This is a genomic window from Streptomyces cahuitamycinicus (genome assembly GCF_002891435.1).
GTDB lineage: Bacteria > Actinomycetota > Actinomycetes > Streptomycetales > Streptomycetaceae > Streptomyces > Streptomyces cahuitamycinicus.
Genome location: NZ_POUC01000050.1, coordinates 1 through 17,123 on the forward strand (window position 1 = coordinate 1; position 17,123 = coordinate 17,123).

The 17,123-nt window shown below is 72.0% G+C and carries 19 protein-coding genes; 5 read left to right on the forward strand and 14 right to left on the reverse strand.

Annotation, left to right across the window (positions count from 1 at the left end; genetic code table 11):
- Together C1J00_RS09725 and C1J00_RS09730 are read left to right on the forward strand one after the other, a co-directional pair.
- Positions 1 to 672 (forward strand): ABC transporter ATP-binding protein (locus C1J00_RS09725; RefSeq protein ID WP_146046165.1); only part of this gene is annotated, 672 nt, incomplete at its 5' end.
- Complete coding sequence (locus tag C1J00_RS09730; protein WP_102908634.1) at positions 669 to 1,310, forward strand: ATP-binding cassette domain-containing protein; 642 nt, start codon at positions 669 to 671, stop codon at positions 1,308 to 1,310. The genes C1J00_RS09725 and C1J00_RS09730, both read left to right, overlap by 4 nt.
- A gap of 72 nt (positions 1,311 to 1,382) precedes the next feature.
- On the opposite strand, the gene C1J00_RS09735 is transcribed toward C1J00_RS09730, so the two are convergent.
- Entirely contained in the window at positions 1,383 to 2,015 is a 633-nt protein-coding gene (locus C1J00_RS09735; protein ID WP_102908635.1) for a LysM peptidoglycan-binding domain-containing protein, read from the reverse strand.
- Positions 2,016 to 2,558: 543 nt separating this feature from the next.
- Between C1J00_RS09735 and C1J00_RS09740 the strand changes: the two genes are divergently transcribed.
- Together C1J00_RS09740 and C1J00_RS09745 are read left to right on the forward strand one after the other, a co-directional pair.
- On the forward strand, positions 2,559 to 3,356 hold the full coding sequence (locus tag C1J00_RS09740; RefSeq protein WP_102908636.1) for a DUF8842 C-terminal domain-containing protein: 798 nt from the start codon (positions 2,559 to 2,561) through the stop codon (positions 3,354 to 3,356).
- A gap of 101 nt (positions 3,357 to 3,457) precedes the next feature.
- Positions 3,458 to 3,847 carry a hypothetical protein gene (locus C1J00_RS09745; protein WP_102908637.1) on the forward strand — a complete coding sequence of 130 codons (390 nt, stop codon included), beginning with the start codon at positions 3,458 to 3,460 and terminating at the stop codon, positions 3,845 to 3,847.
- A 62-nt stretch (positions 3,848 to 3,909) separates the two neighbouring features.
- Here the strand turns inward: C1J00_RS09745 and der are convergent, their stop codons facing one another.
- The 5 genes from der to aroH all read right to left on the reverse strand — a co-directional run bounded on the left by der (position 3,910) and on the right by aroH (position 8,526).
- Entirely contained in the window at positions 3,910 to 5,400 is a 1,491-nt protein-coding gene (der, locus tag C1J00_RS09750; protein WP_102908638.1) for a ribosome biogenesis GTPase Der, read from the reverse strand.
- A gap of 78 nt (positions 5,401 to 5,478) precedes the next feature.
- Positions 5,479 to 6,126 (reverse strand): lysophospholipid acyltransferase family protein, encoded by a 648-nt coding sequence (locus tag C1J00_RS09755; RefSeq protein WP_102908639.1) that lies wholly within the window; start codon positions 6,124 to 6,126, stop codon positions 5,479 to 5,481.
- Complete coding sequence (cmk, locus tag C1J00_RS09760) at positions 6,123 to 6,803, reverse strand: (d)CMP kinase (protein ID WP_102908640.1); 681 nt, start codon at positions 6,801 to 6,803, stop codon at positions 6,123 to 6,125. The genes C1J00_RS09755 and cmk overlap by 4 nt, the downstream gene beginning before the upstream one ends.
- 278 nt (positions 6,804 to 7,081) lie before the next feature.
- Positions 7,082 to 8,167: a prephenate dehydrogenase gene (locus C1J00_RS09765; RefSeq protein ID WP_102908641.1), complete on the reverse strand. Its 1,086-nt coding sequence runs from the start codon at positions 8,165 to 8,167 to the stop codon at positions 7,082 to 7,084.
- Complete coding sequence (gene aroH / locus C1J00_RS09770) at positions 8,164 to 8,526, reverse strand: chorismate mutase (RefSeq protein ID WP_102908642.1); 363 nt, start codon at positions 8,524 to 8,526, stop codon at positions 8,164 to 8,166. Before aroH ends, C1J00_RS09765 begins: the two co-directional genes overlap by 4 nt.
- A gap of 178 nt (positions 8,527 to 8,704) precedes the next feature.
- On the opposite strand from aroH, the gene C1J00_RS09775 reads away from it, so the two are divergent.
- Positions 8,705 to 9,145, forward strand: coding sequence for a Rieske (2Fe-2S) protein (locus C1J00_RS09775; protein ID WP_102908643.1), 441 nt, complete (start codon positions 8,705 to 8,707; stop codon positions 9,143 to 9,145).
- Between the two features lie 24 nt (positions 9,146 to 9,169).
- Here C1J00_RS09775 and C1J00_RS09780 read toward each other — a convergent pair whose 3' ends face one another.
- The 8 genes from C1J00_RS09780 to ald all read right to left on the reverse strand — a co-directional run bounded on the left by C1J00_RS09780 (position 9,170) and on the right by ald (position 17,074).
- Positions 9,170 to 10,189, reverse strand: a complete 1,020-nt coding sequence (locus tag C1J00_RS09780) for an ADP-ribosylglycohydrolase family protein (protein WP_102908644.1) — start codon at positions 10,187 to 10,189, stop codon at positions 9,170 to 9,172.
- Positions 10,186 to 10,905, reverse strand: a complete 720-nt coding sequence (locus C1J00_RS09785; protein ID WP_102908645.1) for an NUDIX hydrolase — start codon at positions 10,903 to 10,905, stop codon at positions 10,186 to 10,188. Before C1J00_RS09785 ends, C1J00_RS09780 begins: the two co-directional genes overlap by 4 nt.
- A 62-nt stretch (positions 10,906 to 10,967) precedes the next feature.
- Positions 10,968 to 12,029: a pseudouridine synthase gene (locus C1J00_RS09790; protein WP_102908646.1), complete on the reverse strand. Its 1,062-nt coding sequence runs from the start codon at positions 12,027 to 12,029 to the stop codon at positions 10,968 to 10,970.
- Entirely contained in the window at positions 12,029 to 12,718 is a 690-nt protein-coding gene (scpB, locus tag C1J00_RS09795; protein WP_102908647.1) for an SMC-Scp complex subunit ScpB, read from the reverse strand. Before scpB ends, C1J00_RS09790 begins: the two co-directional genes overlap by 1 nt.
- Positions 12,715 to 13,818, reverse strand: a complete 1,104-nt coding sequence (locus tag C1J00_RS09800) for a segregation and condensation protein A (RefSeq protein ID WP_102908648.1) — start codon at positions 13,816 to 13,818, stop codon at positions 12,715 to 12,717. Before C1J00_RS09800 ends, scpB begins: the two co-directional genes overlap by 4 nt.
- Positions 13,819 to 13,836: 18 nt before the next feature.
- On the reverse strand, positions 13,837 to 14,412 hold the full coding sequence (locus C1J00_RS09805; protein ID WP_102908649.1) for a hypothetical protein: 576 nt from the start codon (positions 14,410 to 14,412) through the stop codon (positions 13,837 to 13,839).
- Positions 14,397 to 15,524, reverse strand: a complete 1,128-nt coding sequence (locus tag C1J00_RS09810; protein ID WP_079128914.1) for a ParA family protein — start codon at positions 15,522 to 15,524, stop codon at positions 14,397 to 14,399. The genes C1J00_RS09805 and C1J00_RS09810 overlap by 16 nt, the downstream gene beginning before the upstream one ends.
- A gap of 425 nt (positions 15,525 to 15,949) precedes the next feature.
- Positions 15,950 to 17,074, reverse strand: a complete 1,125-nt coding sequence (gene ald, locus C1J00_RS09815) for an alanine dehydrogenase (protein WP_102908650.1) — start codon at positions 17,072 to 17,074, stop codon at positions 15,950 to 15,952.
- Positions 17,075 to 17,123: the final 49 nt, after the last annotated feature.

Consider the following 17,123-nt stretch of genomic DNA (forward strand, 5'->3'; position numbering starts at 1 on the left):
CTCCACGCCCGCTACGGCGGCTTCACCGCCCTAAACGGTGTGGACCTGGACCTCTCCCCCGGCCGGATCACCGCGGTCGTCGGGCCCAACGGGGCCGGGAAGAGCACCCTGTTCCACTGCCTGGCCGGGACGCTGCCGCCCGCGTGCGGGACCGTGCGTCTCGGCGGGCGGGACATCACCGCGCTGCCCGCCCATGCCCGCGCCCGGCTCGGTGTCGCACGGACCTTCCAGCAACTGGCCGTCTTCCCCTCGCTGACGGTGGCCGAGAACGTCCGTGTCGGCGCCGAGCACGGCCTGGTGACCGACCCGGGCGCCGTGGAGCACTCCCTCAGGCTGCTCGGGCTCGACGGGCCCCTGCGCGCACGGCCCGCCGCCGGGCTGCCCACGGGGACGCTGCGCCGCGTCGAACTGGCCCGGGTCCTCGCGGGAAGCCCCCGCGTCCTGCTCCTCGACGAGCCCGCCGCCGGTCTCGACACCGCCGAAGTGACCGCCCTGGCCCGGGTCCTGAAGGCCCTGGCCGCCGACGGCACGGCCCTCCTCGTCGTCGAGCACGACCTGGATCTGGTGGCCGGTCTCGCCGACGTCGTGCACGTGATGACCGCGGGCCGGATCGTCGCATCCGGCCCGCCCGGGCGCGTGCTGGACGCCCTGGACCCGGGGGCCGGACGATGACGACGGTCTCCCTGCGCCACGCCCGCGTGCGCTACGGCCCCCTGGAGGCCCTGCACGGCGTCACCCTCGCCGCCCCCGGCCCGGGCCTCACCGTGCTGCTCGGCCGCAACGGCTCCGGCCGCACCACCGCCCTGCGCGCTCTGGCCGGCACCGTGCCCCTGTCGGGCGGCGCGGTGGTGTGGGACGGCACGGACGTGACCCGCGTCCCGGCGTACGAACGGGCCCGGCGGGGGATGTGCCTGGTGCCGGAGCGGCAGGCCGTGTTCGGCTCGCTCACCGTGCGCGAGAATCTGGCACTCGCCGCGCGCGACCACACCACCGCCCTCGACGCCTACCCGCAGCTGCGGCCCCTGCTGGAGCGGCGCGCCGGCACCCTCTCGGGCGGGGAGCAGCGCATGCTCGCCCTCTCGCGGGCCCTGCTCGCACGCGCGCGCGTGGTGCTCGTCGACGAGCCCGCCCAGGGCATGTCGCCCCCGGTCGCGGCCCGGACGTACGAGCTGCTGGGCGCACTGGACGCGTGTGTGGTGGTCGCCGAGCAGCGACTGCCGCCCGCTCTGCGGGACCGGTCCGCGATCGTCTACGAACTGCGCCGCGGAACCGTCGTGTTCGCCGGGGAGGCGGGCGAACTCCAGGGGTGATGACGGACACCGAGGCCCCGTCCGGTCGGCCGACCGGACGGGGCCCGTGCCCCGGCGAGGGGGATCGGCGGCTCAGAACGTGAGGCGCAGGCCGGGCACGATCACGTCGGGGTCCTCGCCGATGGCGTCCTTGTTGGTGGCGTAGAGGCGCTGCCAGGTGGTCCCGTGCCGGGCCGCGACACCGCTCAGGGTGTCGCCCCGGCGGACGGTGTAGTCACCGCGGGAGGAGCCGCGGTCCGCGTGTTCCGTGGCACGCGCCGGCGCCTTCGGCGGTTTCGCCGGGGCCGGCGCGGTGGACGTGACCGGGTCGGCGGCGGGTGCGCCGCCGCTCGCCCCGGCGCGTGCCGAGCAGGTCGGCCAGGCGCCCCATCCCTGGGCGCGCTGGACCTTGGTGGCGACGGCGATCTGCTGGGACCTGCTCGCCCGGTCGGCGGTGGGCGCGTAGGCGGTGCCGCCGTAGGCGTTCCAGGTGGAGGCGGCGAACTGGAGTCCGCCGTAGTAGCCGTTGCCGGTGTTGATGTGCCAGTTGCCGCCGCTCTCGCACTGGGCGATGCGGTCCCACACTCCGCTGTCGGCCGCCGCGGCGTTCCCGGTCGCGGCGAGCAGTCCGAGGGGCGCGAGCAGTGCCGCCCCGGCGAGGACCGCCGTCGTACGAGCCTGGCTCTTCCGGGCGTCGGGGCGAGAGGAATCGGCACATTCGGACATGTAGGTCCCTTTCGAAACACCCGGGGTCCCCCAAGGCGGAGCGCCACTCCCGCGCCATGGGGCGCGAGGGTCGCGCTCGCCCCGTCCACCGGAGCGGTGCCGTGCCCGGTTCCTGGGAACCCGGCGGCCGGTGGACGTACCCGAGCGGTGCTCGTTGCACACGGCGGAGGAATCTAAGGAGGCCGGCGGCCGGCATCAACCGGTCACCCGTCCGGGCAGGCCAGTTCGCCGATACCTCGGGTAACGGCTATTTTCGGACACCCACTTCATTCGTGGATTTCCGGATTTGTTCACCACCTCACCTGACGATCTGTGACCCACTTCACCCCGTCAACGCCCTTTGCGCATCGGCGAGTTGACGGTGAGTGCGCGATTCCGCGTGAAGCGTGACCCTGCGCGCCGGTTGGTTCGATTCCGTTCGCCCTGGGGCGTGACTCCCGCCACAGATCACCCGTTGTCTTCTTCATGAGCCGGGACCTACCCGGACCACAGGCCGGGAGCCACCCGGCTCAGCCACGCACCGCATCCCCGAGGGAGCCACCCGTGCCGCGCATGCTCGACGTCAGCGACGAGGTACGCGCCGAGATCGGCGACGAAGAAGCCGACCGCCTGCTCGCCGGAGAGACCGCCCCGGGCAGTTACGACTGCACGTCCTGCCGCACTCCGGGCGACTCCGAGCAGGAGCGCACCAGCACCGTCCTGTTCATCGGTGACGAGACCGCCGTCCTCGCCTTCGCCCACGCCGGCTGTCTGCCCTCGCAGGTCGTGCAGGTCACCGAGGAGCAGCTGCGGGGTGCCGTGAAGTCCATCGCCGGCGACACCGTCGACCTGGAGCCCGACAGGGTGGTGCCCGACAAGGCGGTGCCCGAGCAGGCGGTGCTCGGCGTGACCAGCGGGCTCGTTCTGATCGGCGGGGAGCTCCACCCGGCTCTGGTGGTGGAGCCGACCGGGCCCATCGCCCGGCCCGGCAGGAGCGGCACCGGCGACGACTTCCTGCCGCTGCTCATCGAGCAGGGCTTCATGCCACTGACGGAACTGTCCGCCGTACCCCCGGTGCTGCACGGCTGGTCGGTGCTGCTCGCCGTGGGCCAGCTGCACGCGGTGCTCCAGCCGGGCAGCAACGGCGGCCAGCCGGTGGCTTGGTGGCAGGCGCACCAGCCGCTCCAGGTGACCGAGGGCTGGCGCGCGGCGGCCAACAAGCACCAGCAGGTGCTGATGTTCGCCGCGCCCGTCGGCTCGATCGGCCGCCAGCCGCGCGAGGACCTGCTGCGGGACGCGCTGGACAAGGCGGCGGCGAACGGAAAACTGGTCGGCTCGGCGCTGCCGCTGGCCGGCACCTGAGCCGCCCGTCACCTGAGCCGCCTGTCACCCCAGCACGCCGCAGACCTGCGAAAGCCGTACCCGGACCGCATCCCCTGACCCGCGGGGTCGTTTGGACATACGTGCACGCATACGACGTTCCCCGCCGCCAGTCCTTCTCGCCGATCCCGTCCGCGCGATCGGCTCAGGACTCCCAGGGCGGCCCATCGGCCACGCCGATCTACGACGCGCTCTACGCCGAGTACGTCAAGTCCTTCCGCGCACTGCCCGGCGACCGCAGCGGCGAGGAGAAGCTGGGCTTCACCGCCTTCGGGAACATCCCGCACAGTCCGGGCTCGTACGCAGGGGCGTACGGCAGCTCCTACAGCGCCTACAGCGCGGGCGCCCAGAGCGCCCGCCATGCCGCCGGGCAGCAGCCGCAGTGGCAGCGCGTCGGGACCATCGGCTCACACAGCACGGGGATGCACCACGTACCGGCCGCGCTGCCGCCCGGGCGGCGCGGCGGCGTCTGAGCGGGCATTCGGACACTGGAAAGGGCGGCCCCGTTCGGGGCCGCCCTTTCCAGTGCTTCGTGCTACTTCTTCCTGCCGCGCTTCTCGCGCACCCGCACGGAGATGTGGATCGGCGTCCCGTCGAAGCTGAACTCCTCGCGCAGCCGGCGCTCGATGAAGCGCCGGTAGCCCGCCTCGATGAAACCGGAGGCGAACAGCACGAACCGCGGCGGCTTGGTGCCCGCCTGCGTGCCGAACAGGATGCGCGGCTGCTTGCCGCCCCGGACGGGGTGCGGGTGGGCGGCGACCAGCTCACCGAGGAAGGCGTTCAGCCGGCCCGTCGGGACCCGGGTCTCCCAGCCCGCCAGGGCCGTCTCGATCGCCGGGACCAGCTTCTCCATGTGCCGCCCGGTGCGTGCCGAGACGTTCACCCGCGGCGCCCACGCCACCTGGCCGAGTTCGGTCTCGATCTCCCGCTCCAGGTAGTAGCGGCGCTCCTCGTCGAGGGTGTCCCACTTGTTGAACGCGAGGACGATCGCACGGCCCGCCTCGACGGCCATGGTGACGATCCGCTGGTCCTGCACCGAGATGGACTCGGAGCCGTCGATCAGGATGACCGCGACCTCCGCCTTCTCGACGGCTGCCGCGGTGCGCAGCGAGGCGTAGTAGTCGGCGCCCTGCTGGAGGTGGACGCGCTTGCGGATGCCCGCCGTGTCGACGAACTTCCAGGTGACTCCGCCGAGTTCGATCAGCTCGTCGACCGGGTCGCGGGTGGTGCCCGCCAGCTCGTTGACGACGACGCGCTCCTCGCCCGCCACCTTGTTCAACAGGGAGGACTTGCCGACGTTCGGGCGCCCGATCAGGGCGATCCGGCGCGGGCCGCCGATGCCGCCGCCGAAGGTCTCGCGCGGGGCCTCGGGGAGCACCTCCAGGACCTGGTCGAGCATGTCGCCGGTGCCGCGGCCGTGCAGCGCCGAGACCGGGTGCGGCTCTCCCAGGCCCAGCGACCACAGGTAGGCCGCGTCGGCCTCGCCGCTCTGGCCGTCGACCTTGTTGGCGCACAGCACGACCGGCTTGCCGGCCTTGCGCAGCAACCGGACGACGGCCTCGTCCGTGTCGGTGGCGCCGACCTTGGCGTCGACGACGAAGACGACCGCGTCGGCGGCCTCGATGGCGTACTCGGCCTGGGCGGCCACGGAAGCGTCGATACCGAGGACGTCCTGCTCCCAGCCGCCGGTGTCGACGACCTTGAAACGGCGGCCCGCCCACTCGGCCTCATAGGTGACGCGGTCGCGGGTGACGCCGGGCTTGTCCTCGACGACGGCCTCGCGGCGCCCGATGATGCGGTTCACCAGGGTCGACTTGCCGACATTGGGACGGCCGACGACGGCGAGCACGGGCAGCGGACCGTGGCCCGCCGCCTCGATGGCGCCCTCGACGTCCTCGAGGGCGAAGCCCTCCTCCGCGGCGAGCTCCATGAACTCCGCGAACTCGGCGTCGCCGAGCGCCCCGTGGTCGTGCTCGAGCGCGCCCTCGGACGCGTCCGAGCCGTCGGGCTGGATGTGGTCGTTCATGAAGTCCGTACCTCGTCGTTCATCGTGGTGGTCGGTGGAGTACCCGCTGTTCCGGGCTGGTCCACTACTCAGTCTCGCCTAGCGCCCGGTGAGGCGCCTGGCGTTTTCCAGGTGGGCCGCGAGCTGCTTCTGGATGCGCCCGGTCGCCTCGTCCAGGGCCTTGCGCGTCCGGCGACCGCTGCCGTCGCCCGCCTCGAAGGGCTCGCCGAAGACGACGTCGACGCGGGAGCGCAGCGGAGGCAGCATCTTTATCAACCGTCCGGGCCGGTCGGAACTTCCCAGCACCGCGACCGGGACGATCGGGGCGCCGCTGCGCACCGCGAAGTACGCGAGCCCGGCGCGCAGCGAGGCGAAGTCGCCCTCGCCCCGGGTGCCCTCGGGGAAGATGCCGAGCACGCCGCCGCCCGCCAGGAGGCCCAGCGCGTGGGTGATCGCCGTGCGGTCGGTGGTGTCACGGTCGACCTTCACCTGCCCGATGCCGAGCAGGAAGGGGTCCAGCGGCCCGATGAACGCTTCCTTCTTGATCAGGAAGTGTGTCGGCCGGGGCGCAACGCCCATGACCATCGGGCCGTCGATGTTGTGGGAGTGGTTGACCGCGAGGATCACCGGCCCGCTCGCGGGCACCCGCCAGGCGCCGAGCACCCGCGGCCTCCACAGCCCGTACATCAGGCCGACGCCGATGCGCCGCCCGACCTCGGCACCCCGCGCCGAAGGCAGCTCGGTCACTTTCCGGCCCGCTTCTCCTCGACGAGGGTGACGACGCACTCGATGACCTGGGCCAGCGTGAGCTCGGTGGTGTCCACCTCGACGGCGTCGTCCGCCTTGGCGAGCGGGGAGGTCTTGCGGCTGGAGTCGGCTGCGTCCCGCTTGATCAGGGCTTCACGGGTGGAGTGGACGTCCGAGCCCTTCAGCTCGCCGCTGCGGCGGGCGGCGCGCGCCTCCGGGGAGGCGGTGAGGAAGACCTTGAGGTCGGCGTCGGGCAGCACGGTCGTGCCGATGTCCCGGCCCTCGACGACGATGCCCTGCTCCGCGGAGGCGGCGATCGAGCGCTGCAGCTCGGTGATCCGGGCGCGCACCTCGGGCACCGCGCTGACCGCGCTGACCTTGGAGGAGACCTCCTGGGTGCGGATCGGACCGGCCACGTTCACGCCGTCGACCGTGATGGCGGGGCCCTCCGGGTCGGTACCGGAGACGATCTCGGGCTTGCCCGCGGCGGCGGCGATGGCGGAGGGGTCGTCGATGTCGATGCCGTTGCTCACCATCCACCAGGTGATAGCCCGGTACTGGGCGCCGGTGTCCAGGTAGCTCAGCCCGAGCTGGGCCGCCACGGCCTTCGAGGTGCTCGACTTGCCGGTGCCGGCGGGGCCGTCGATGGCGACAATCACTGGCGTGGCGCTTTCCACAGTGGGGACCTTCCTGGACCGGGCTCGGCGGGGGTGAGGGCGCGAGTGCCCCGCACAAGGTTACTGGGTTCGCGTCACTCGTCCGGCCGCGCGTCCGGGACGGCTGCGCACCCATGCCGACGGCGCTCAGCCGGGGGCCCTCAGCCGGAGCCCCGGTCTACGGCCGAAGGCACGCCCGGCCCCATCCGGCCCGCCGGCGCTCGAGGACAAGGCCGGTCAGGTTGGAGCGGGGGCCCGGGGGCGGCAGCCCACGGGATCGGCCCCCGGCCCGCACCCCGCTACTGCCGGAGAGCCCAGCCCCGTTCCCGCAGCGCGGCGCTCAGTACCGGGGCCGCCTTGGGCTCCACCATCAGCTGCACCAGACCGGCCTGCTGCCCCGTCGCGTGCTCGATCCGCACGTCCTCGATGTTGACGCCGGCCAGACCCGCGTCGGCGAAGATCCGGGCCAACTGTCCCGGCTGGTCGTCGATGAGCACGGCCACGACCTCGTAGGCCCGTGGCGCGGATCCGTGCTTGCCGGGGACGCGGACCTGCCCGGCGTTGCCGCGCCGCAGCACGTCCTCGATCCCGCCGGCGCCCTCGCGGCGCTTGTGGTCGTCGGAGGACTGCAGGGCGCGCAGGGCCCGCACGGTCTCCTCCAGGTCGGCGGCGACGTCCGTGAGCAGGTCGGCGACCGGCGCGGGGTTCGCGGACAGGATGTCGATCCACATCCGCGGATCGGAGGCGGCGATGCGCGTCACGTCCCGGATGCCCTGCCCGCACAGCCGTACGGCGGACTCCTCGGCGTGCTCCAGGCGCGCGGCGACCAGGCTGGAGACCAGGTGGGGCATGTGGGAGACGAGGGCGACGGCCCGGTCGTGGGCGTCGGCGTCCATGACGACCGGCACGGCCCGGCAGTGCGAGACCAGCTCCAGGGCGAGGTTCAGCACCTCGGTGTCGGTGTCCCGGTTCGGGGTCAGCACCCAGGGGCGGCCCTCGAAGAGGTCGGCCGTCGCGGCCAGCGGGCCGGACTTCTCACGCCCCGACATGGGGTGCGAGCCGATGTACGCCGACAGGTCGAGACCGCGCGCCTCCAGTTCTCGGCGCGGCCCGCCCTTGACGCTGGCGACGTCGAGGTAGCCGCGTCCCGCACCGCGGCGGATGGCGTCGGTGAGCACGTCGGCCACGTGCGCGGGCGGGGCGGCGACGATCACGAGGTCCACGGGCCCGTCCGGCGCCTCGTCCGTGCCGGCGCCGAGTGCGGCCGCCGTACGGGCCTGCTCCGGGTCCGGGTCGGCGAGGTGCACGGTGACGCCGCGCTGGGACAGGGCCAGCGCGGCGGACGTGCCGATGAGGCCGGTGCCGATGACGAGTGCGGTCCTCACTGGGCGATGTCCTTGCGCAGGGCGGCCGCGGCGCCGAGGTAGACGTGGGCGATATCGGCCCGGGGCCGGTCGGACTCGATGTGCGCGAGCACCCGGACGACACGCGGCATGGCGCCTTCGATGTCCAGTTCCTGGGCGCAGATCAGCGGCACGTCGACGATGCCCAGCTTGCGGGCAGCCGCCGCCGGAAAGTCGCTGTGCAGATCGGGGGTGGCCGTGAACCAGATGCTGATCAGGTCGTCGGCGGCGAGATCGTTGCGCTCAAGGACCTCCGTGAGCAGGGCTCCGACCTGCTCGTCCATGTGCCCGGCCTCGTCCCGTTCGAGTTGGACGGCGCCCCGGACCGCTCGTACCGCCACGGCGATGCTCCTTGCTGACGTGCGTGTCGCTCTACGTCCGACCAGCCTAGTCAGCCCGCGCGGCCCCGGTGCGCGGCGCTCGCTCGCTGAGACGCCAGGATCGACGCCTTTGGGTAGGTTCAGTGCCAAGATGAGGCACATTCCGATTTACCCCCTTTGGCATCTCCGGAGTGACGACATGACCCACGAGACCACGCGCCGCACGGTTCTCCTCGCGACGGGTGCGACGGGCGCGGCGGCGCTCGTCGCGGCCTGCGGCGGCGGGGGCGACGACAACGGTTCCGCGTCGACGAGCTCTCCCGCCGGCCAGGACGCGACGAGCGCACCCGCCGGCCAGGTCCTGGCCAACATCGACGAGATCCCGGTCGGCGGCGGCAAGATCTTCAAGGACGAGGAAGTCGTGGTGACCCAGCCGGAGCAGGGGCAGTTCAAGGCCTTCTCGGCGATCTGCACCCACCAGCGCTGCACGGTGGGGGCCGTCTCCGACGGCACGATCAACTGTCCCTGCCACGGCAGCAGGTTCCAGATCGCCGACGGCGCGGTGGCTCAGGGTCCGGCGACCCGGCCGCTGCCCGCCGAGCAGATCACGGTGGAGGGAAACGCGATTCGCCTGACGTGAGGCCTCGCGGGCGGCTCCGCGGTGTCACGCGTCCCACAGCGCCCCGAGGGTGAGCAGGTCGCTCCGGTACTCCACGCGGTCGGCCCACTCGGCGGGCCAGGCCTCCGCACCCAGGTACGCGCCGGCGAAGGCGCCCGCCAGACAGGCGATCGAGTCGGAGTCGCCGGCGGTGCAGGCGGCACGGCGCAGGGCCGTCAGCGGCTCGTCGACGAAGAGCAGGAAGCACAGCAGCCCGGTCGTCAGGGCCTCCTCGGCGATCCAGCCCTCGCCGGTGGCCAGACACGGGTCGGTCTCCGGCGAGACGGTGCGCACGGCGTGCCGAAGCCGCTCGAGGGCTTCCAGGCACTCGTCCCAGCCGCGTGCGATGAACCGCTCGGGACTGGGGTCCCCGGCCCGCCGCCACAGGTCGCCGAGCCAGCGCTCGTGGTAGCGGCTGCGGTTCTCCAGGGCGTACGAGCGGAGCAGGCCGATCAGCCCGGTCGGCTCGGCGCCCCGCGTGAGCAGCCGTACGGCGTGTGCGGTGAGGTCGGAGGCGGCCAGCGCGGTGGGATGCCCGTGGGTGAGGGCGGACTGCAACTGAGCGGCGCCCGCGCGCTGTTCGTCACTGAGGCCGGGGACAAGACCCAGGGGCGCGACGCGCATGTTGGCGCCGCAGCCCTTGGAGTCGATCCGACTGGCGTCCTGCCAGGGGCGGGTCTCGTCCTTCAGCAGGTGGCAGGCCTTCATGCAGGTGCGGCCCGGAGCCCGGTTGTTCTCGGGGGACTGGTACCAGTCGACGAACTCCTCACGCAGGGACCGGGCCAGTCGCAGCGGGGTGAGCAGCCCCCGGTCCATGGCCGTCCGCACCGCCCGGCCCAGCGCCAGCGTCATCTGGGTGTCGTCCGAGACGGTGGCCCGCTCGGGCAGGTCCAGCTGCCGCCAGGGGCCGAACTCGGCGAGGATCGACGGAACGTCACTGAACTCGGTCGGATACCCCAGCGCATCCCCGAGGGCCAGGCCCGTGAGCGCTCCGGTGGCGGCTTGCTTGTGGACGAGCGTGGTCATGCGGGGCGTCCTTCCCGGGTGGGCCGGAGGAGAGGCGGGTGGAGGGCGGTGGCGGTTCCGGCGCGGTACAGCGCGGCGGGTTTGCCGCGGCCGCCGGTCAGTCGCGCGGCGCCCGGGACGGCTTCGACGAACCCCGGCGTGGCGAGCACCTTGCGACGGAAGTTGGGCCGGTCGAGTTCGGTGCCCCACACGGTCTCGTAGACCTGCTGGAGCTCGCCGAGGGTGAACTCGGGCGGGCAGAAGGCGGTGGCGAGGCAGGTGTACTCGAACTTGGCGCCGACCCGGTCATGGGCGTCGGCCAGGATGCGGTCGTGGTCGAAGGCGAGCGGCCCGGCCGTGCCGTGGGGCACCCAGCGGGCGTCGGCGGCGTCGCTGCCGCCGTGCGCCTCCGGAGCGTCGGGCAGCAGTGCGGCGAAGGCGACCGACACGACCCGCATCCGGGGGTCGCGGCCGGGTTCGCTGTACGTCCGCAGCTGCTCCAGATGCAGCCCCGAGACGTCGGACAGGCCGGTCTCCTCGGCGAGTTCACGCCGGGCGGCCGTCTCCGCGGACTCGTCCGGCTGCACGAATCCGCCGGGCAGGGCCCAGCGTCCGGCGTACGGCTCCTGTCCGCGCTCGACGAGCAGCACGTGCAGTGCGGCGTCCCGGAGGGTGAACACCGCGAGGTCGACGGTCACCGCGAAGGGTTCGTGGGCGTATTTGTCGTAGCCGTCCATCAAGAACACCCCCTTTTATAGTCAGTACGACTATAAAAGGGGGTGGGGGCTGCTCACAAGGTCTAGAGGTCGACCTCCTGCATCAGCATCCCGACCTCCGTGTTGGACAGCCGCCGCAGCCAGCCCGACTTCTGGTCGCCCAGGGTGATCGGCCCGAAGGCGACCCGGACGAGCTTGTCGACCGGGAAGCCGGCCTCCGCCAGCATCCGGCGCACGATGTGCTTGCGGCCCTCGTGGAGGGTGACCTCGACGAGGTAGTTCTTGCCGGTCTGCTGGACGACCCGGAAGTGGTCCGCGCGGGCGTAGCCGTCCTCCAGCTGGATGCCGTCCTTGAGCTGCTTGCCCAGGTCGCGCGGGATGGGGCCGACGATGTGCGCGAGGTAGGTCTTCTTCACGCCGTACTTCGGGTGGGTCAGCCGGTGGGCCAGCTCACCGTGGTTGGTGAGCAGGATGACGCCCTCGGTCTCGGTGTCGAGCCGGCCGACGTGGAAGAGCCGGGTCTCGCGGTTGGTGACGTAGTCACCGAGGCACTGCCGGCCCTCCGGGTCCTCCATCGTCGAGACGACACCGGCGGGCTTGTTCAGCGCGAAGAACTGGAAGCGCTGCGTGGCGACGGTCAGCCCGTCGACCTTGATCTCGTCCTTCTCGGGGTCGACGCGCCGCCCCTGCTCCAGGACGATCTCGCCGTTGATCTCGACCCGGGCCTGCTCGATCAGTTCCTCGCAGGCCCGCCGGGAGCCGAAGCCCGCCCGGGCGAGGACCTTCTGCAGCCGCTCGCCCTCCTGCTCGGCACCGGGGAAGGTCTTCGGGAGCTTGACCTCCTTCTTCCCGGCGTACCGGTCGCGGTTGCGCTCCTCGACCTGCGCCTCGTACTCACGCGGGCGAGCCGGGGCCGTACGCCCCTGCTTCTGGGGCTGCTTGGGGCCGCCCTTGGCGCCGCCCCGGGCCGAGCCGCCGCGCCCGGACTTGGGGCCCTCCTTCGTCCCCCCGGGGCCCACGTCGTAGCGGCGCTCCTCGGGGCGGGGCTTGCTGGGGCGGCCCTGCCCCTGCTTCTGGTCCCTGTTGTTGCCGGCGCCGCGGTGGTTACCGCGTCCGCCGCTCTTGCCGCTGCCGCTGCTTCGCATCAAAGTTCCGTCTGGTCGTCTTCGTCGTCGGTACCCGGGGTGGCCGGGCGGCTGCCCGGCACGTCGTCGTCAGGGGCGTCCGGGTCGAACGACGGTACGCCTTCCTGGGTCTCGGCCTCGATCGCCTCCGCCTCCGGGAGGAAGGGCGCGAGCTCCGGGAGCTCGTCCAGACCGCGCAGGCCCATCCGCTCCAGGAAGTAGTTCGTCGTCCTGTACAGGATCGCACCTGTTTCGGGTTCCGTGCCCGCCTCCTCTATCAGACCGCGCTGGAGGAGGGTGCGCATGACACCGTCGCAGTTGACTCCGCGTACGGCCGAGACCCGGCTGCGGCTGACCGGCTGGCGGTAGGCGACGACGGCCAGGGTCTCCAGGGCGGCCTGGGTGAGGCGGGCCTGCTGGCCGTCCAGGACGAAGCGCTCGACGGCCGGCGCGTAGGCGGCCCGGGTGTAGAAGCGCCAGCCGTTCGCGACGTACCGCAGCTCGAAGCCGCGGCCCTGGACGGTGTACTCGTCGGCCAGCTCGCGCAGGGCGTCCGCGATCTGGCGCCTGGGCCGCTCCAGTATCTTCGCGAGGTGCTCCTCGGTCGCGGGTTCGTCCACGACCATGAGGACGGCCTCCAGGGCCGGTTTCAGATCGAGCCCGGCGACGGCACTCGGCCCGGCCGGCAGGTCGGTCGTTCGCTCGCTCACGCCTTCTTCTCCTCCTTCGGCGGCTCGGGCGGCCGGTCGAACTCGTCCGTGACGGCCGGTGTCTCGCCCCCGTCCCCGCCGGTCCACCGCACGAGCAGTTCCCCGAGCGCCGTCTCCTGCTCCAGCTCGACGGCCTTCTCGCGGTACAGCTCCAGCAGGGCGAGGAACCTCGCCACGACGGTCAGGGTGTCGTCGGTGTCCGCCACGAGGGCCCGGAAACTGGCCTCTCCGAGCTCCCTGAGCCGGGCCACGACGATCTGCGCCTGCTCCTGCACGCTGACCAGCGGGGCGTGGATGTGGTCCACGTAGACCTGCGGCTTGGGCCGCGGCTGCATCGCCTTCACGGCGAGCTTGGCGAATCCTTCCGCCCCGATGCTGATGACGACGTCCGGCAGCAGCTCGGCGTGGTGCGCCTCCAGGCCGACGGTACGGGGGTAGCGCCGGGCCTCGTCGTCGAGGCGCCCGCTGAAGATGTCGGCGACCTGCTTGTACGCGCGGTACTGCAACAGCCGGGCGAACAGCAGGTCCCGCGCTTCGAGCAGCGCGAGATCGCCCTCGTCCTCGACCTCGGCGGCGGGCAGCAGCCGCGCGGCCTTGAGGTCGAGCAGGGTGGCGGCGACGACCAGGAACTCGGTCGTCTCGTCCAGGTCCCAGTCCTGCCCCATCGCCCGGATGTAGGCCATGAACTCGTCGGTCACCTTCGACAGCGCGACCTCGGTGACGTCCAGTTTGTGCCGCGAGATCAACTGCAACAGCAGATCGAAGGGCCCCTCGAAGTTGGCGAGCCGGACCTTGAAGACCCCGCTGCCGGCCGCCTCGGCGTCAGCGGCCGGAGACCGGGGGCCCTGGGCGGTCCCGGAGGACTCCTCGGACGCGGCCTGCGGACTCTCGGGCCGCGTCCGGGCAGTGGCCCCGCCCGGCTCGCCCACGGCCACCGGCCCGGCCGCGTTCGCAGGCGGTGCCACGGGCTCGGCCGTGTTCACCGGCCCGGGGACCACGGCGCTCGGGGAGTCCCCCGGCGAAGCCGCCGGCCCCCTCCCCAGCGCACGCCGGCGGCCGGCCGGGACGCCGGGGGGAGGAGGGGAAGCGTTCGAGGTCATGGCCCCCGCAGGCTACCGCTACCGCCCGCGCAGTCGTCGTACGAGGATGCTGGCGTCTCCGCGGGTCTCCAGGTCGGCGAGGACCACAGCGACCGCCTCGCGGACGATGCGCCCGCGGTCGACGGCCAGGCCGTGCTCGCCGCGGAGCACCAGACGGGCGTGTTCGAGGTCCATGAGCTCCTCGGCCGACACGTAGACCGTGATCTTCTCGTCGTGCCGTTCACGGCCGCTGGGGCGTCGCGAGGGGTTCCGCCCGCGCTTGCGGGGCGCGGCACCGGCGGCAGAACCTTCCTGCGCCGTCTGCCGACGGTCGGAGCCGGAGCGCTCGGCGGTCGCGGAACGGCTGTGCGCCTCCCCGGCCTCGGCCGGCTCCGCGTCCGCCGCGACGTGCTCGGCACCCCCGCCGTCACCGCCCTGCGCGGGCACCGACTGCGGTGCGTCCTCCCCGGCCGCTGCCGCGTCGCCCTCCCCCGCCGGAGCGGGCACCCGGGCGTCGCCGTTGGCCTGACGCCTGGGCTGGGACGACTGAAGCGCCATCCCCCCTGTCGTACGGAAGAGTTCGTCGGCCCCCGGCAGACTCACTCGGCGTGACACCGGGCGAGCACCTCCCTGGCGAGCTGGCGGTAGGCGGCGGCACCGACGGAGTTGGAGGCGTACGTGGTGATCGGCTCACCGGCGACCGTGGTCTCCGGGAAGCGGACCGTGCGCCCGATGACCGTGTGGTAGACGTGGTCGTCGAACGCCTCGACCACACGCGCGAGCACCTCACGGCTGTGCACCGTGCGCGAGTCGTACATCGTGGCGAGGATGCCGTCGAGCTCCAGCTCGGGGTTGAGCCGTTCCTGGACCTTCTCGATGGTCTCCGTCAGCAGGGCCACGCCGCGCAGCGCGAAGAACTCGCACTCCAGAGGCACTATCACCTTGTGCGCGGCCGTCAGGGCGTTCACCGTGAGCAGGCCGAGCGAGGGCTGGCAGTCGATGACGATGAAGTCGTAGTCGGGCAGCAGCGGCTTGAGGGCGCGCTGCAGCGTCGACTCGCGGGCGACCTCGGAGACCAGCTGGACCTCGGCCGCCGACAGGTCGATGTTGCTGGGCAGCAGGTCCATGTTGGGGACCGCCGTCTTCAGCAGCACCTCGTCGGCCGCCATTCCCCGCTCCATGAGCAGGTTGTAGACGGTGAGGTCGAGTTCCATCGGGTTGACGCCGAGTCCGACCGACAGCGCGCCCTGCGGGTCGAAGTCCACGAGCAGGACCCGGCGTCCGTACTCCGCGAGCGCGGCACCCAGATTGATGGTCGACGTGGTCTTGCCGACGCCGCCCTTCTGGTTGCACATCGCGATGATCTTCGCGGGTCCGTGTTCGGGCAGTGGGCCCGGGATCGGGAAGTACGGCAGCGGGCGCCCGGTCGGGCCTACGCGCTCCCGGCGCTGTCTGGCCGCGTCGGGCGCGAGAGTGGCCGCGTACTCGGGGTCGGGCTCGTACTCCGCGTCGGGGTCGTAGAAGTGCCCCTCGGGCAGTTCGTCGTAGTCGGCGAAGTGGTTGTGGGGCGCGCCACTTCCGTCGCCGGCCATGGCGTTCACGTGATGGCCATCCATCTTCTGGTGTGCAGTGTGAGTCGCCTGCTGACTCTGGTGGGCTGCGAAGGTGCGCACAGCGACGGAGCCGACAGCCTCGAACCCCGCGGGCCCCTGGCCCGGTGCAGGCATTCCTGGTTGACCACCCCCGGGAGTAAATGTCGACTCATTCACAAGTCGTCTTACCTCCTTGGTGACCAGGAAACTTCTAGACAGGTCAGCGTGGCACCATGCCGACGGTTGGCGACTCTATGGCGTGTCGGGCGTCCGCAGCAACACAATCCGCCGGACCCGGCCCGATGTGTCGGCAATGAAACATCCCGCTGTCAAGGGCGTACGGCCGTCGCACGGCAGGTTTCACCGGTGTGCGAATCGGTTGAAGGGTTACGTTCGAGGCGAGTTGCGCGAGAATCGCGAAGTGACCATACACACATCCGGCCGGACCTTGTCGGGCAAGGTCCGGCCGGGCGTGCGGCGTTGACGACCTGTGTTGACGTATCGCTTTTGCTAGTTGATGACTTAGCCGACTTACCGGCCGTCGCGTGCTGGTCGGCGGCTCAGCCGAGCAGCGAGGTCAGCTCCACGTGCTCCACGCCGTGCGCCTCGGCGACCTCGCGGTAAACGACCTTGCCGTCATGGGTGTTGAGGCCCTTGGCCAGCGCGGGGTCGCGGCGCAGCGCGTCCGCCCAGCCGTGATCGGCCAGCTCGACGATGTACGGCAGCGTCGCGTTGGTCAGCGCGTAGGTGGAGGTGTTCGGCACGGCGCCGGGCATGTTGGCGACGCAGTAGAAGACCGAGTTGTGGACCTGGAAGGCCGGCTCGGCGTGGGTGGTCGGGCGGGAGTCCTCGAAGCAGCCGCCCTGGTCGATCGCGATGTCGACAAGAACACTTCCGGGCTTCATCCGCGAGACGAGCTCGTTGGTGACCAGCTTCGGGGCCTTGGCGCCGGGGATCAGCACCGCGCCGATGACGAGGTCGGCCTCGAGGCAGGCCTTCTCCAGCTCGAAGGCGTTCGAGACGACGGTCTGGATCTTCGTGCCGAAGATCTTGTCGGCCTCGCGGAGCTTGTTGATGTCCTTGTCGAGCAGGGTCACGTGGAAGCCCAGGCCGATGGCGATCTGCGCGGCGTTCCAGCCGGAGACGCCGCCGCCGATCACCACGGCGCGGCCGGCCAGCACGCCGGGGACGCCGCCGGGCAGCACGCCGCGGCCGCCGTTGGCGCGCATCAGGTGGTAGGCGCCGACCTGCGGGGCGAGCCGGCCCGCGACCTCGGACATCGGGGCGAGCAGCGGCAGCGCGCGGCTGGGCAGTTCGACCGTCTCGTAGGCGATCGCCGTGGTGCCGGACTCCAGCAGGGCGTCCGTGCACTCCTTGGATGCGGCCAGGTGCAGATAGGTGAAGAGCGTCTGGTCCTTGCGGAGGCGGTGGTACTCCTCGGCGATGGGCTCCTTGACCTTCAGCAGCAGGTCGGCGGCGGCCCACACCTCGTCGGCGGTGTCCAGGATGTGCGCACCGGCGGCGACGTACTCGGTGTCCAGGATCGAGGAGCCGACGCCGGCGCCGCGCTCGATGACGACCTGGTGGCCGTGGCGCACCAGCTCGTGCACGCCGGCGGGGGTGATGGCCACCCGGAACTCGTTGTTCTTGACCTCGCGGGGGATGCCGACCTTCACGTCGATCACGGTCCTTGGCTCAGAGGGTATGGGGGGTCTTACTAAGACATACCCGGGC

What these genes read in the sequence shown, in the direction of transcription:
- C1J00_RS09730 (WP_102908634.1), top strand. Translation starts at nt 669, where the DNA reads ATGACGACGGTCTCCCTGCGCCACGCCCGCGTGCGCTACGGCCCCCTG.
- C1J00_RS09735 (WP_102908635.1), bottom strand. Translation starts at nt 2,015, where the DNA reads ATGTCCGAATGTGCCGATTCCTCTCGCCCCGACGCCCGGAAGAGCCAG.
- der (WP_102908638.1), bottom strand. Translation starts at nt 5,400, where the DNA reads ATGAACGACCACATCCAGCCCGACGGCTCGGACGCGTCCGAGGGCGCG.
- C1J00_RS09775 (WP_102908643.1), top strand. Translation starts at nt 8,705, where the DNA reads ATGACCCACGAGACCACGCGCCGCACGGTTCTCCTCGCGACGGGTGCG.
- C1J00_RS09780 (WP_102908644.1), bottom strand. Translation starts at nt 10,189, where the DNA reads ATGACCACGCTCGTCCACAAGCAAGCCGCCACCGGAGCGCTCACGGGC.
- C1J00_RS09785 (WP_102908645.1), bottom strand. Translation starts at nt 10,905, where the DNA reads ATGGACGGCTACGACAAATACGCCCACGAACCCTTCGCGGTGACCGTC.
- C1J00_RS09790 (WP_102908646.1), bottom strand. Translation starts at nt 12,029, where the DNA reads ATGCGAAGCAGCGGCAGCGGCAAGAGCGGCGGACGCGGTAACCACCGC.
- C1J00_RS09800 (WP_102908648.1), bottom strand. Translation starts at nt 13,818, where the DNA reads ATGACCTCGAACGCTTCCCCTCCTCCCCCCGGCGTCCCGGCCGGCCGC.
- C1J00_RS09810 (WP_079128914.1), bottom strand. Translation starts at nt 15,524, where the DNA reads ATGCCTGCACCGGGCCAGGGGCCCGCGGGGTTCGAGGCTGTCGGCTCC.